The sequence below is a fragment of the Flavobacterium sp. 140616W15 genome (genome assembly GCF_003668995.1).
GTDB lineage: Bacteria > Bacteroidota > Bacteroidia > Flavobacteriales > Flavobacteriaceae > Flavobacterium.
On record NZ_CP033068.1, the window covers coordinates 1,052,122 to 1,066,051 of the forward strand.

13 protein-coding genes and 1 pseudogene are annotated in these 13,930 nt (G+C 33.1%); 9 read left to right on the forward strand and 5 right to left on the reverse strand.

Annotated features, from left to right (window positions below; translation table 11 throughout):
- Positions 1-33: 33 nt before the first annotated feature.
- From EAG11_RS04570 to EAG11_RS21640, 3 genes are all read left to right on the forward strand, one after another.
- Complete coding sequence (locus tag EAG11_RS04570) at positions 34-939, forward strand: type IX secretion system membrane protein PorP/SprF (RefSeq protein ID WP_129538109.1); 906 nt, start codon at positions 34-36, stop codon at positions 937-939.
- 12 nt (positions 940-951) lie between these two features.
- A complete protein-coding gene (locus EAG11_RS04575; protein WP_129538110.1) occupies positions 952-2,889 on the forward strand; it encodes an OmpA family protein in 1,938 nt (645 codons plus the stop codon).
- A gap of 677 nt (positions 2,890-3,566) precedes the next feature.
- Positions 3,567-3,740 carry a hypothetical protein gene (locus tag EAG11_RS21640; RefSeq protein ID WP_164998655.1) on the forward strand — a complete coding sequence of 58 codons (174 nt, stop codon included), beginning with the start codon at positions 3,567-3,569 and terminating at the stop codon, positions 3,738-3,740.
- A gap of 148 nt (positions 3,741-3,888) precedes the next feature.
- On the opposite strand, the gene EAG11_RS22090 is transcribed toward EAG11_RS21640, so the two are convergent.
- Together EAG11_RS22090 and EAG11_RS04585 are read right to left on the reverse strand one after the other, a co-directional pair.
- A complete protein-coding gene (locus EAG11_RS22090; RefSeq protein WP_242499267.1) occupies positions 3,889-4,143 on the reverse strand; it encodes a hypothetical protein in 255 nt (84 codons plus the stop codon).
- A 29-nt stretch (positions 4,144-4,172) separates the two neighbouring features.
- Positions 4,173-5,228, reverse strand: coding sequence for an amidohydrolase family protein (locus EAG11_RS04585; protein WP_242499268.1), 1,056 nt, complete (start codon positions 5,226-5,228; stop codon positions 4,173-4,175).
- Positions 5,229-5,898: 670 nt separating this feature from the next.
- Here EAG11_RS04585 and EAG11_RS22740 point away from each other — a divergent pair.
- The 4 genes from EAG11_RS22740 to EAG11_RS04600 all read left to right on the forward strand — a co-directional run bounded on the left by EAG11_RS22740 (position 5,899) and on the right by EAG11_RS04600 (position 8,598).
- The gene (locus tag EAG11_RS22740; RefSeq protein ID WP_371414623.1) at positions 5,899-6,258 is read left to right on the forward strand and encodes a hypothetical protein; all 360 of its coding nucleotides are present in this window, start codon (positions 5,899-5,901) and stop codon (positions 6,256-6,258) included.
- The gene (locus tag EAG11_RS22745; RefSeq protein WP_371414624.1) at positions 6,255-6,776 is read left to right on the forward strand and encodes a helix-turn-helix domain-containing protein; all 522 of its coding nucleotides are present in this window, start codon (positions 6,255-6,257) and stop codon (positions 6,774-6,776) included. Before EAG11_RS22740 ends, EAG11_RS22745 begins: the two co-directional genes overlap by 4 nt.
- Positions 6,777-6,861: 85 nt before the next feature.
- The gene (locus EAG11_RS04595; RefSeq protein ID WP_129538111.1) at positions 6,862-7,458 is read left to right on the forward strand and encodes a DapH/DapD/GlmU-related protein; all 597 of its coding nucleotides are present in this window, start codon (positions 6,862-6,864) and stop codon (positions 7,456-7,458) included.
- A 93-nt stretch (positions 7,459-7,551) separates the two neighbouring features.
- Complete coding sequence (locus tag EAG11_RS04600; protein WP_129541025.1) at positions 7,552-8,598, forward strand: alpha/beta hydrolase; 1,047 nt, start codon at positions 7,552-7,554, stop codon at positions 8,596-8,598.
- Positions 8,599-8,664: 66 nt separating this feature from the next.
- Here the strand turns inward: EAG11_RS04600 and EAG11_RS04605 are convergent, their stop codons facing one another.
- The 3 genes from EAG11_RS04605 to EAG11_RS04615 form a co-directional block, all read right to left on the reverse strand.
- Complete coding sequence (locus tag EAG11_RS04605) at positions 8,665-9,054, reverse strand: nuclear transport factor 2 family protein (RefSeq protein ID WP_129538112.1); 390 nt, start codon at positions 9,052-9,054, stop codon at positions 8,665-8,667.
- 65 nt (positions 9,055-9,119) lie between these two features.
- Positions 9,120-10,010: an MBL fold metallo-hydrolase gene (locus EAG11_RS04610; RefSeq protein ID WP_129538113.1), complete on the reverse strand. Its 891-nt coding sequence runs from the start codon at positions 10,008-10,010 to the stop codon at positions 9,120-9,122.
- An 88-nt stretch (positions 10,011-10,098) separates the two neighbouring features.
- On the reverse strand, positions 10,099-10,680 hold the full coding sequence (locus EAG11_RS04615) for a Crp/Fnr family transcriptional regulator (protein ID WP_129538114.1): 582 nt from the start codon (positions 10,678-10,680) through the stop codon (positions 10,099-10,101).
- Positions 10,681-11,114: 434 nt separating this feature from the next.
- On the opposite strand from EAG11_RS04615, the pseudogene EAG11_RS04620 reads away from it, so the two are divergent.
- Both EAG11_RS04620 and EAG11_RS04625 read left to right on the forward strand, forming a co-directional pair.
- Positions 11,115-11,729, forward strand: a pseudogene (locus EAG11_RS04620) (IS6 family transposase).
- A 194-nt stretch (positions 11,730-11,923) separates the two neighbouring features.
- Positions 11,924-13,639 (forward strand): hypothetical protein, encoded by a 1,716-nt coding sequence (locus EAG11_RS04625; RefSeq protein WP_129538115.1) that lies wholly within the window; start codon positions 11,924-11,926, stop codon positions 13,637-13,639.
- Positions 13,640-13,930 lie beyond the last annotated feature (291 nt).

Sequence of the window (13,930 nt, forward strand, 5' to 3'; positions counted from 1 at the left end):
CTAAAGAGCTAAGCCATTATAAAAGAAAAATAGATGAGAAAATTAGTTTTAGTTTTTACGTTTTTTTCCGCTGTGGGATTTGCGCAACAAGACGCACAGTATACACAATACATGTATAACACCATTAATATAAACCCAGCATATGCGGGGTCAAGAGGAGCCATGAGTATTTTTGGTTTGTATCGAACCCAATGGGTCGGACTTGATGGAGCGCCAGAAACGAGCAGTTTCTCGTTAAATACACCAATAAACAATAGCAATCTTGGACTTGGAGTTTCACTTGTAAACGATAAAATAGGGCCTACTAATGAGAACACTTTCTCTGCTGATTTATCTTATACAGTACCAACATCCGAAACATTCAAACTTTCCTTTGGAATCAAAGGAACAGCAAATTTATTCAATCTGGATATAAATAAACTGAATCCAGAACATAAGGGGGACCCACAATTTCAAGACTTGAGGAATAAATTCTCACCAAATATTGGAGCGGGAGTGTACTGGCATTCAGATAAAGCTTACATCGGGTTATCAGTACCTAATTTCATCGAAACGACAAGGTACAGTGATAATGATTATGCTATTTTAAAGGATAAGATCAATTACTATCTGATAGCTGGTTATGTATTCGATTTAGATCCTTATATCAAATTCAAACCTGCAGTACTTACTAAAATGGTTGAAGGTGCCCCTTTGCAGGTTGATCTTTCGGCAAACTTTATGTTTAATGATAAATTTACAATAGGATTAGCCTATAGATGGAGTGCGGCGTTAAGTGCGATGGCGGGATTTCAGGTTACTGATGGACTATTCATAGGTTATGCTTATGACCGTGAAACGACAAGATTGAATAATTATAATTCAGGTTCACATGAGATATTCCTGCGATTCGAATTTTTAAATAATTATAGCCGAATAACCTCACCAAGATTCTTCTAAATTCTTCAAAAGATGAAAATAAAATATATACTTTCCGCCATTTTAGTACTTGTGGTTCTAAAAGGAAGTGCGCAAAAAGCAAGTCAGAATAAAGCAGATAAAGAATATACCCAATATGCTTATATTGATGCAATTGAAACCTACGAAAAAGTTGCCGAAAAAGGATATAAGAACGAGGAAATGTTTCAGAGATTAGGTAATGCTTATTATTTTAACGGAGAATTAATCAAGGCTGCCAAATGGTATGATGCCCTTTTTGCAATGAATGCTGAGCAGGAACCTGAGTACTATTATCGTTATGCACAAACTTTGAAAGCAACAGAAGATTATCCCAAAGCAGATAAAACCCTAGAGACTTTCAACAAAAAAATAAAGACTGATAAAAGAGGTATATTATTCGAAAATAATAAAAATTATCTGGAGCAGATAAAAGCCAATTCAGGAAGATTCGAAATAGCTAATGCTGGAATTAACTCTACACAAACCGATTATGGAAGCACTTTTTATAACAATAAAGTTATATTTGCATCAGCCAGAGATACAGGAGGTATAGCAAAAAAGACATTTAAATGGACTAATAAATCTTTTACTAATCTGTACTCAGCCGAATTAAAAGCTGATGGAACATTAGGAAAACCGGAACGATTTGAAAAGAAAATCAATTCAAAATTCAATGAATCTACGCCCGTTTTTACAAAAGATGGAAAAACAATGTACTTTACAAGAAACAATTATCTGGATGGAAAAAGAGGAAAGGACGATCAGAAAATTACATTATTAAAGCTGTATAAGGCTGAATTTTTAAATGGAAAATGGATTAATATTACTGAGTTACCTTTTAATAGCGATCGGTACAGCACGGCTCATCCGGCTTTAAGTGTGGATGAAAAGAAACTGTATTTTGCATCAGATATGCCGGGAACGCTTGGTCAATCGGATTTGTATAGTGTAACTATTAATAGTGACGGAAGTTTTGATACGCCTAAAAACTTGGGAGCCGCAATAAATACCGAAGGAAGAGAAACTTTTCCTTTTATATCCGCAGATAATGAGCTGTATTTTGCCAGCGACGGACGACCAGGTTTGGGTGGATTAGATGTATTTGTGGTGACAATTAATAATAATGATAGTTTTCCTGAAGTACAAAATATTGGTGCCCCGATAAACAGTAATAAGGATGATTTTGCTTTTATCATTAACAACGAAACCAAAGAGGGATTCTTTTCGTCAAACAGAGAAGGCGGTATAGGCAACGATGATATTTACAAGCTCACTGAAACAAGAAAATTACTATGTGAGCAAAAATTGAAAGCAATTGTTGTTGACCAGGAAAACAATAAGGTACTTGATAATGCCAAAATTACCCTGTTGGATGAAGAATTTAAAATCATAGACGAAGTTGTAACAGGAGTAGATGGAAGTTATAGCTTCACAGTAAATTGTAACGCAACTTACCATGTAAGAGCTGCGAAGCAAGATTATGAAACCAAAGAAATTCCAGTAATAATAAAAGCTGAAACAGGTGAAAAAAGCCTAACAATAGTACTAGAAAAAAGAATCAAAACAATAGGTGTAGGAACTGATCTGGCTAAAACGCTTAATATTCCGATTATCTATTTTGATTTGGATAAATCCTATATTCGAAAAGATGCAGCTTTTGAACTGGAGAAAATACTAGCGGTAATGAAACAATATCCAAAGTTAAAAATTGATGTTCGTTCGCATACTGATAGCCGTCAAACTGCCGCATATAACATTGCCTTATCTAACAGAAGAGCCAAAGCAACCATACAATGGTTAATTAAAAATGGTATTGCACCAAACCGATTAACCGGAACAGGATATGGAGAGAGTCAGCTTAGAAATAACTGTTCCGATGGAGTCGATTGTACAGAGTCTGAGCATCAATTAAATAGGAGAAGTGAATTTATAATTATTGCTATGGAATAATACGAATCATAGAATAATAAGCAATAGAATTGTAATTTTTTACACTTTATAATTACCACATAAAAACAACTGGAATTATTTTTATGTGGTATTGTATTAAAATAAAGTGGCTTTTGTTGATATTTACAGTGGATATTTTTTACGACATAATAAGTGAGAATCTTGTTAAAACTCATAATTTTAAGATGTGTTACTAAAATGTTTAAATTTTGTAGGTAATAACATGATTTGATGTTAAATACTTTTTAGAATGTCTTATTTTAATTTTTATATTAACGTTCTAAGAGTGCAAAATTAAAAAGAATTAAAATGAAAAAAGCCATCACACTTCAGATTAGAAAAGAGAAATAATCAGCAACAAACTTAATATAATAAAATTAAAAGGAAGTTTAATTTCAAAATGGATTTATAGATATAATTTATATTGATGATTGCGACGATGAATTTCATATCAATTCGTTTTCTATTTTAATTAAAAATAGAAATGAAGTTCATGAGTTCATTAACTCATTTATAGATAAAGTAGAACTTTCAGACATCATTACAATTTTCAATTAACAAATTTTATTTTCTGAGTTATTAATTTTTTAATTTTACTGCTAAAAACGAAGTTTTAATAATTAGATATCTTGCTAAATTATTATAGTATTTATAACTTTAGTTAAAAGACAATTATTATGAATATAAGCTTGATTGATTTTTCTGAGAATATACTTCACGTACTTACAAGAAATCCTAAAAAAAGTTATTCCTTAGAAGAACTTGCGAAAATTTCATTCCCTTTTTCTGTTGATTTTTGTGAAACGGCTAATGCATTTTTTTTTAAAGAAAAAACGATGCAAGAATATTAGATGCTTTAATATTGTTAAATGATGAAGGTTTAGTCAACTTAATTGTGCGAGTGGTGAAAGCTCAATAAGTATCAATGGATTGATGGAAATAAATAAAAAGGTTTATTCTAATCTAATTAACTTGTAAACTAAAATTATATCTGTAGGTTTATATTTTTAGTGTATTTTTATATATTACTCCATCTTTTATAATGATTAAAAAATTATTTTCAGGATCTTCTACTAATTTTATATTTTCTAATGGATTGCCATTAACTAAAATTATATCAGCATAAGCACCTTCTGTAATTTCGCCTAATTTACCATTTTGATATGGATCTCTTTTTCCACTCATTCTTAAGAGTTCTGCATTGGTTGAAGTAGCCATTTTTAAAATTTCATATGATGTATACCAACGTGTCATTTTCGATAACTGTATACCTTGTTTGGATGCTAACTTTGAATCAAAGAGTACATCTGTTCCCCAAGCAGTTTTAATATTGTATTTTTTGCTAAAGCATATGCTTTATCAGTTCCCAATGTCATTTCAATTTGTTTTATTCGGTTTTTAGAACCTTCAGGTAAAGGATTTGCTTCTTCGTCATCTAAAAATGGTTGTAGACTCCACCAAATGCCTTTTTCTGCCATTAGTTTTGCAGTGGTATCATCGGCAAGTTGTCCGTGGTCAATGCATTTTACACCTGCGTTGATTGCAGTTTTAATTGCCAATGGTGTGTAAGCATGCACAGTTACATATGTTCCCCAATTTTCGGCTGCAGATACGGCTGCTTTAAATTCTGCTTCAGTATATTGTGTTACATCAAGTGGATCATAGTTTGATGTTACACCGCCTCCAGCCATTAGTTTTATTTGGGTTGCTCCTTGGCGTAATTGTTCTCTGGTTCGCATTAATACGTTGTCTGCACCATCAGCAACGGCTACCATTCCGTTTCTTTCAGGATACGAAAGTTCTCCTATTTTGCGAGGGACATCAGTAGGTAATCCAAAATCTCCGTGTCCACCGGTTTGGGAAATAAATGCTCCACTTGAATATACTCTAGGGCCTTTTACCAATCCCATCTCAATTGCTTTAGCAAGGGGTAATGAGCCACCTCCCAAATCTCGCACAGTTGTAAATCCCCTCATTAATTGTTTTTCAGCTGCTTGTGCTGCAATTAAATTCAGCATTGCAAAATCGCTCGTCATTGCTAGCATTTGAGGTACACTTTCAAGTAATAAATGAACATGTGCATCGATTAGACCAGGCATTAAAAATTTGCCTTGTCCATCAATAATTTGAGTTGCACCACTTTGATCAGTAGGAATACGATCGATAGAAATTTTTGTAATAATATTGTTTTCTATAAGAACGTTACCCTTTATAGTTTTTTTGTCTTTACCGTTAAAAATTTCTACATTATTGATAAGTATTTTTGTCGGTTTTACTTGTGAAATAGCTGTTGTACAAACTAAAAGTAACAATGCAAAGAATAGGGCTGATAATTTCATGTTATTTATTTTATTTCTATTTAAGTGTATTTCATTAGGCAAAACTTCATGAACAATATCTATAAAATGATATCAAAGTTTTTTTTGTAGCTAATATAAGAAATATTTTTACTACCATTTATTAACTTTTTTAAAATAGGGATATAAATGACTCTCATCATACTCCCATAGATATTTCCGAAGTGCTTTCTGTAATTAATGCTGCAAATGAAAAATTATAGTTAGTTTGATTTACTATATTCTATTATAAAACGATTTAGTTGATTGTCTTTTTTGTTTGTATATTTAGTTGTTTAGATTATTTAATACTTATTATTTGTGATTGTTGAAATATCGTTTTTTGAGCTAAAATTGTTTCCGTTGTAAGTTATATTCGTTTGTAATAGAATTTACTTAAGGAATTAGAAGTTCGCAAGTCCTTGTTTTGTGGAGCTCAAGAATTTTAGGTACAATGGGGACCTAAAATCAGTAAATCATTTAACTCAGCTTACAATTTGAACATAACTATGTTAACTCTAGCTAATAAGCAAGTGATAATTTTGAATTAGCTTACTTTTTGATCATTTTTGTTTCTCGTTTTCTTCTAAATAATTTAGTTATTTGCTTTTAAAAAGAGTAAGAATTAAGGTTTGAGGGTTTTAAACAAGTTTGAATTTCTTAACTTTGCATAATGAAAGAGAAGATAATAAGAGAAGTTTCCAAGTTTAATAATGAACTGAAACTGCAAGGATTTAAAGCATTTCAGATAGAAGATGATGGTGCCGAAACCAGAACTTACAGTAGAAAGGAGTTTTATAAAATCTGCCTGACAACTGGTAAAAGCAAGATTCATTATTCTGATAAGACCTATGAGCAGGAGGGGACTATTCTCTTTTTTGGAAATCCACACATTCCATATTCATGGGAAACCATTTCTACGACTTATGTTGGTTATACGATCTTATTTTCGGAAGAGTTTTTTAAAAACTCCGAGCGTTCTGAAAGTCTGCAGCAATCTTCTTTTTTAAAATTGGAGGAACACCAGTTTTGAAAATAACAGAAGAACAAAGAGGTTTTGTTAATACTATTTTTCATAAAATGATTTCGGAACAAAAAAGTGATTATGTTTTTAAAGATGAGCTGATTCGCAATTATATCAGTCTCATTATACACGAATCTCTAAAGATGGAACCTTCTGAAAATTTCGAACAAAATAAGAATGCATCTTCCAGATTGTCATCAGTATTTTTGGAATTACTGGAAAGACAATTTCCAATTGAAACAACTTCCAATCCACTTCAATTAAGAACAGCACAACATTATGCACAACATTTGAATGTACATGCCAATTACTTAAACCGAGCCGTAAAAGAAGTTACAGGAAAATCGACAACAACTCATATTACCGAGCGGATTATAACAGAAGCCAAAGCGCTATTGCTCCATACTGATTGGAGTGTTTCTGAAATTGGTTATGCGCTTGGGTTTGAATATCCAACTTACTTTAATAATTTCTTCAAAAAGAATACCGGCACCAATCCTTCTGCATTTCGTCAATCGGAAGTTTGAATTTCTTAATCTTTGGTTTGATAATCGTTACTGCCTTGCTTAAAGGCAGTCTTATCTTTGTATCTGGTTATTTAATTCAAATATTATGTCAGATTCAAACCTTATTTCCGATGCTGCACCATTTCAAAAAGATATTTTTAAGAGACTTTTAGCAGGTGAAACCATACTTCCCAACGATTCGCAAATTGGCAGATTGAGAGAAGAAGCCTTTGCCGTGAAAGCATTACTTAATCAGATGAATAATGCTGTAAATCCTGAAGAAATCACGAAGATACTAAGCAGGATCTTAGATAAAGAACTTCAGGATGTTGCCGTATTTACACCTCTTTATATCAATTACGGAAAACATATTACAATTGGTAAAAATGTATTTATCAATTTTGACTGCACTTTTTTGGCATTGGGCGGAATCACCATTGAAGACGATGTTTTAATTGGTCCGAAAGTCAGCCTCATTACCGAAAATCATCCGCTACATCCTGAGGAAAGAAAAGGACTAACAGCTAAACCAATTCTCATCAAAAAAAATGCATGGATTGGTGCCAATGCTACGATTTTATCCGGCGTAACAATTGGAGAGAATGCAGTTGTCGCAGCAGGAGCAGTAGTCTCTAAAGATGTTTCTGATAATACCATCGTTGGTGGAATTCCTGCAAAATTCATTAAAAATGTTCAACCATAAAAGAGATAATTATGAAACTGAAATGTAGTTATGAAATTTTAAAACAATTAAAATCAAATGAAAAATATAAAATTGAAAGCAATTCAGAAGAAAATGAAAAAAACATTCGCAATCGCAATAGTATTCCTGATAACAGGACAAGTATCTGCACAAAAACTACAATCAAATTTAGAAAAAATGAACACATCAAAAGAACATTATACATTTCAGCTTAGTGACAAAGTAATACGTCAAAAAGTGAGCTTCAAAAACCGTTACGGCATTACATTAAGTGGAGATTTATACTTTCCGAAAAACGCAGGAAACGAAAAATTGTCTGCATTAGCTATTAGCGGACCTTTTGGAGCGGTGAAACAACAATCATCCGGATTATATGCCAATGAAATGGCAGAACGTGGTTTTATAGCTTTGGCTTTTGATCCATCTTATACAGGTGAAAGCGGAGGGGAGCCAAGAAACATGGCTTCTCCGGAAATCAATACAGAAGATTTTAGCGCTGCGGTTGATTTTTTAGGATTACAAAAGAACGTTGATAGAAATAAAATTGGTATCATTGGGATTTGTGGTTTTGGCGGTTTTGCATTAAATGCGACTGCTATTGATAAACGTGTAAAAGCCGTTGTTGCGACAAGTTTATACGATATGACCAGAGTAATATCAAAAGGTTACAATGATTCTGTAACATTAGAGCAAAGAACCAAAACATTGGAAGCTTTAGGTGAGCAGCGTTGGAAAGATGCCGAAAGGGGAAAACCGGCAGATGGACCAAGAAATTTGCAGGAAAAATTAAAAGGCGATGAACCGCAATTTGTAAAAGAATATTTTGATTATTACAGAACGCCGCGTGGTTTTCAAGTTAATTCTGTGAATTCAAATGGAGCCTGGCTGGTAACCAATCCGATATCTTTTATGAATATGCCAATACTTACTTATGTAAAAGAAATTTCGCCAAGACCAATGCTTTTAATTGCGGGAGAAAATGCGCACTCAAGATATTTTAGTGAAGATATTTTTAAAGAGGCAAATGAACCAAAAGAGTTAATAATTATCCCAAATGCAGTTCACGTCGATTTGTATGACAAAGTAGATGTGATTCCGTTTAATAAATTAGATGATTTTTTTAAAAAATATTTGAAGTAAAAGCCAGATAAAAAAAACCGTTGACATTCATCAACGGTTTCTATATTTAAAACTAAAAATAGGGCTTTATTTCATAGCATCATTTACCGTTTGACTATCTACAAACTGTTCAAAACTGATAATTTTTCGGTTTTCCAATTTCCAAAGGTGAACTACTCTGGCGGTGAATGATTTGCCTGTAATTTTATAAGTGCCTGTGTAAGTTCCGTAAGCTACTACTTTGTCATCGCTGGCAACGTAATCTTCGGGAGTAAATTTATAATCAATCCATTCGCTTCCTAATCGGCTAAAGACATTTTTGGTTATATTTTCTAAACCAATATAAGTTCCTGCATACGGAAAACCTTTAGCTTCTGTCCAGGAAATATCTTTGGTAACATATTTAGCCAAATTTTGACCATTTTCTTCCGAAGCTTTTCCTTCGTAAGTACTTTTAACTATTTCAAGATTTGTCATTGTCTTTTTATTTAAAGAACAACCTGACAATGCAAAGAGTACTATCAGGCTGTAAATGATTGATTTTACCATTTCATTTCTCCAGTATTCACTTTTGCACCAATCATTAAGGCAGTTTCAAAAGTAAGTGTTGGATATTTTGTTTTCAAAGTAGAAATTAAAGCTTCTGATGTTTTATTTATTTTCAAAGCTTCTTCGTAGAATTGAATGTAACTTTTGGTATGATTTACAGCAGCGATATCAAATGGAGAATTGGAATTAGCATGAGCCGGAATTACAATTTCAGGTTTCAAAGCCGAGATTTTATCTAAAACGGCAATCCAGTTTTTACGGGCTTCAGTAGTTTGAGCATCCGCCATCCAAAGATGGAAACTAGTTCCAAAAACATTAATTCCGCCTACAACTGCTTTGATAGAAGGAATCCATACAAAAGTTTTATTCGGAAATTCTTCCAAACCAATGATTTCTAATTTCTGACCTTCCAATTCAATGCTGTTTCCCTTTAAAACCTGCGGCAAAACAACATTTGACGTAATAGCTTTACCTAATCGTTCGCCCCAAACGTCTAATTTTTTTTGTGCTGTAGCCTTAATTGCTTCTACAGAAGCAGGTGATGCATAAGCAACTACATCCGGGAAATATTTTTTAAATATTTCCATTCCAAAATAATAATCAGGGTCTGCGTGAGAAACAAAAATTGCGGTTAATTTTTTACCACTTGCTTTAATCTCCTGCGCTACTTTTTCGGCATCCGTCAAAGTAAATTGCGCGTCAATCAAAACTGCGTTTGTTTTCCCCGATACAATTACCGATGCTACACCAAAGCTGTTTTCTGATGCGTTGTAAACCTGAAGTTTTAAATCTTTAGTTTCGATTGTTTTGAAACTTTGTGCTTGTGATTCCATATTCAATAAAATTAAAATTGTTATAAATACTCTCGAGATAGTGTGTTTCATTTCGTGTGCTGGTTTAAATTAATACTGCAAAGATGAAATGAAATGCGATCTTAAAACATTAAACTAGTTTAATAAATAAAGGAAAATCTTATTTTTTGACAGCAATTTTCTTTCGAATATTACTCAAAAAAACATTGGTAATGCCTAAATAGGCAGCTATTTGTATGTTAGAAAGCCTTTGTGTTAGCTGAGGATATTTTTCTGTAAATTCTATATAACGGGATTCTGCTGTTTTACTAAGATTATCTATCATTCTTCGTTGAAGGGCAACGTGGGTTTTTTGGGTCATTACCCGAAATAGCTTTTCGATTTTAGGCAAGTTAGCATAGGCAAACTCCTTATCTTTTTTAGAAATTACAAGTACTTCGCTGTCTTCGAGAGCTTCTATAAAAAGTTGTGATGGGTTTTCAGTAGTAAAGCTATCAATATCAGTAATCCACCAATTTTCAATAGCAAAATAGAGTATTTGTTCAAAACCATTTTTATCAATATGATAAACCCGAAAAAGTCCTTTGGTAACAAAACCTTCAAATTTGCAAATCTCGCCTTCTCTGAGTAAGAAGTTTTTTTTAGGGATTAATTTTTGCTCAAATAAATTGCAGAAATTTTCTATTTCATTTTCTGAAAGAGAAATATGTTTAGCTATATTTTCTTTTAAAAGTGCTTCCATATAAAAGTATATAAAAAATGCTTGAGAAGTATTTTTTAGCCTTGCTAAGGTACATAAATATTTAAGGCTTCTATATATTTGATTGTACCAACAAATTTCTTAATTAATTTAAGTTTGTGAATATCGCAATATCAATAGCTCCATTGGATATCCTAGTTAGAAACTAAACTTTGAATCTTTTTATAGTTTGTGCATTTAAGTATGTAATTATCATTAATTATATGAAGTCAGCCTATTTATAGGTTCTTGTAAGTACAGACGAACAAAAAAGAAAAGGGTACCCTCAACTCTCTGAAGAGTTCTTATAAAAAGTTGTATAAATGTCTCATGACTTCACACTTGTAAATATTGTTCTAAAACTACAAAGAGACTTCAAAAGGTTCTGTCGCATCTTTGAATAACTTTTATCTTTAGAATTTTAAACCGATCAAAAAATGAATATTAAAGGTCATTGTTATCCAAAATACATAATTCTTCAGACAGTATATTTCAAACTAAGATTTACACTTAGTTACCGTGATGTTGAGGGAATAATGAAAATTAGAGGAGTTCATGTTGATTATGCTACTATTCAGCGTTGGGTCTATAAGTTTACACCTTTGCTTGAGTCGAAGATGAAGAAGAGAAAAGGCAGAGTGGGGGCTAGTTGGAGATTGGATGAGACCTATATCAAAGTAAAAGGTGTTTGGTGTTATTTATATCGAGCAGTAGATAAATTAGGCAATACAGTAGCCTTTCTTTTGACCAGAAAAAGACAAAGAATGAGCGCTCAGTCTTTTCTAATTAAAGCAATTGGTAACAACTGGAGACCAAGAGTAATAAACATTGATAAAAGCGGTTCTAATACTGCAGCGATCAAAGTATATAACAAACGCTCGTTCTCAAAGATTAAAATCAGACAGTGTAAATATCTCAATAATATTGTTAAACAGGATCATCGTTTTATCAATTAGCGCATACAAAACGCATTAGGCTTTAAAAGTTTTGAATCAGCCAAACGAACTTTGAGTGGAATTGGTGCATATGCTGAGAAAGAATCAGATGGTTAGTCCAGGGATAACTATGTTTAAATCATTCTGTAAATAGGCAGGCTAACTTTTAAATTACTTGAATTCTTATATTTGTTTCTGACAGATGCGACAGAACCAGCAGCGAGTCTTTTGGATTAAAACAAAAGATAAGTTAGATTTATTCTTTATTTTATTAGAAAAATAAAAGATTTATAAAAAAGTATACACGCAACATGTCCGAAGAGAATAAAAGATTTATAGAGGCTCTTAAAAGAGAAGAGTTACTTATTGATAAACAATTGGAAGAATTGAAGTTATGGGAAAGGAGCTTTCAGACTAACATCTGCAATTCCTTTCTCCTTGTCGAGCAATCAGATTATTCAAATTCTCGTGATAAATCGTATAATTTTATTTCAAGACTTAGTGCACTATATGATATAATCGAAAAGAGGTCTAGAAGGGAAAAATTAACTGATACAACAACAGCCTTAATGACCACTGCTGGTGACATATCCTATCTCAAAGAGCTTAATCAACTTTATGCCTATGGACACTTTTGCATGCTGATGCCACAGTTGCACAAGGATGTATTCAAGGTTGAGCTCAAGGCGAATAATTTTTATAGCTTGAGGTATCGTTCAGATGCACTTGAGCAAGCGGAAATAAAAGATAAAATTCTTAGTACTCTTGCTCAGCAAATCACAATACCATTTTCTGATTTACAAGACTTGAGAGACTATACAGATCTGAAAGCCGCACGGAAAATATTTGATTTAACAAATTATGATGAGGGGATGTTGAAGGTACTGTTCAATCACCACAAACAGAGTTTTCGAAGGGTTTTGGTTTTGGAAGATGCCCACCTCAAAGAATCACTTGGGTTTACCAATAAGGATTATCAGCAATTTTCAGCTGGATTGCTTGCTATGTCGGAGTTTTTTCTGGAGCTGTCACGTTCCTTTAAAAGAGCAGCCGAATCATCCAATGACCTTGATGAAGCTGAGATGCTAATGAGAGAATATCTTGACTGGTCAGTCTGTACATTGGACATTAAAATTTTAGATAGCCTAAGAGTTTTGACTGAGCTGGATCAGGTTGTTTTTGACCGTTTGCTTTGTTATTATATTTTGGACTATGAAAAAAACACAAATACTGCTGTAACAGAATCTAAAACGCTTCCCAAGGATGGTTATTTTCCGCCACTAATCCTTGCTGGTGATTCGGTTATCTTTAGCCCACTGGCCTTGAGGTATATGTATGCGTTCAATAATATTTTATTTTCGGTTAAGGAAAAGCAACAGAGAGTCTTTGACCAGCAGATTTCCTGCCATCTTGAACCCACGCTCATTAGACAGGTGGAGCAGCTTTTTAGTTATTTTGGCAATATACAATGTGCATCAAATGTTAATTATGATGGAGGGGAAGTTGACCTATTGGTATTGGATACTGTAAGTGAGGTTTGTCTAGCATTTCAGATTAAGGCTACTATTGCGGCCGCATCCACAAGGGGTGTTTCCCGGGTTCAAGGGAGAAGTGAAGAAGGTATAAGACAAATAAAACGATGGCAGCAACTTGGACTCAGCAAACAGAAAAAAATAATAGAAAATGCTTTCAATACAACATTGAATTTAAATAAAGTTGGAGACGTTTTGTTGGTACGTTCCTCAGCAGGTCAAGAATCAGTATGGGAGAGTGGAGTCACGATTGTGAATTATGATTTCTTACGTGGACTGATGGGAAAAAAACTAACGGCTGGCAATCCCTCCCTGGAGAATTTTGATGTGGAAGTTTCTGCCTATATGCAGGAATTAATTACCATTTCGGAGGTAAAAACTCAAATCCAGTTGCTCTCTGTGGGACATCTGAATATTGAATTTCCCGATCAGGAGTTTAACGATAATCAACTCATTTATTTCAATCTGAAAATGGGGAGATCTTTGGAGGGGTGAGAATCAGCATTATAGCTTTTCGAAATGATAAGGAGACTTAAAATATACCTGCAATTTAGTATCACCCCGATAATTTATCACTGTAATTTTATAATGGGTATGGTCATATATTTCTGTTGCCCCTTTTACAGAGCTGCTATCATAATTTAAGTTCTTTGATAAGAAGATTTATTTGGTTAGTAAGTTAAATGAAGTGTAAAACATTAATTATAAGTTGATATGTTGTATCGATGCTTGGTATTTTTTTTTCGTTGATAGAGCCTAGATGAATAGCAATTTGGCAACCCTTTT

What these genes read in the sequence shown, in the direction of transcription:
- EAG11_RS04585 (WP_242499268.1), bottom strand. Translation starts at nt 5,228, where the DNA reads ATGAAATTATCAGCCCTATTCTTTGCATTGTTACTTTTAGTTTGTACA.
- EAG11_RS21640 (WP_164998655.1), top strand. Translation starts at nt 3,567, where the DNA reads ATGAATATAAGCTTGATTGATTTTTCTGAGAATATACTTCACGTACTT.
- EAG11_RS22740 (WP_371414623.1), top strand. Translation starts at nt 5,899, where the DNA reads ATGAAAGAGAAGATAATAAGAGAAGTTTCCAAGTTTAATAATGAACTG.
- EAG11_RS04605 (WP_129538112.1), bottom strand. Translation starts at nt 9,054, where the DNA reads ATGACAAATCTTGAAATAGTTAAAAGTACTTACGAAGGAAAAGCTTCG.
- EAG11_RS04575 (WP_129538110.1), top strand. Translation starts at nt 952, where the DNA reads ATGAAAATAAAATATATACTTTCCGCCATTTTAGTACTTGTGGTTCTA.
- EAG11_RS22090 (WP_242499267.1), bottom strand. Translation starts at nt 4,143, where the DNA reads ATGACACGTTGGTATACATCATATGAAATTTTAAAAATGGCTACTTCA.
- EAG11_RS04610 (WP_129538113.1), bottom strand. Translation starts at nt 10,010, where the DNA reads ATGAAACACACTATCTCGAGAGTATTTATAACAATTTTAATTTTATTG.
- EAG11_RS04570 (WP_129538109.1), top strand. Translation starts at nt 34, where the DNA reads ATGAGAAAATTAGTTTTAGTTTTTACGTTTTTTTCCGCTGTGGGATTT.
- EAG11_RS04615 (WP_129538114.1), bottom strand. Translation starts at nt 10,680, where the DNA reads ATGGAAGCACTTTTAAAAGAAAATATAGCTAAACATATTTCTCTTTCA.
- EAG11_RS04625 (WP_129538115.1), top strand. Translation starts at nt 11,924, where the DNA reads ATGTCCGAAGAGAATAAAAGATTTATAGAGGCTCTTAAAAGAGAAGAG.
- EAG11_RS04595 (WP_129538111.1), top strand. Translation starts at nt 6,862, where the DNA reads ATGTCAGATTCAAACCTTATTTCCGATGCTGCACCATTTCAAAAAGAT.
- EAG11_RS04600 (WP_129541025.1), top strand. Translation starts at nt 7,552, where the DNA reads ATGAAAAAAACATTCGCAATCGCAATAGTATTCCTGATAACAGGACAA.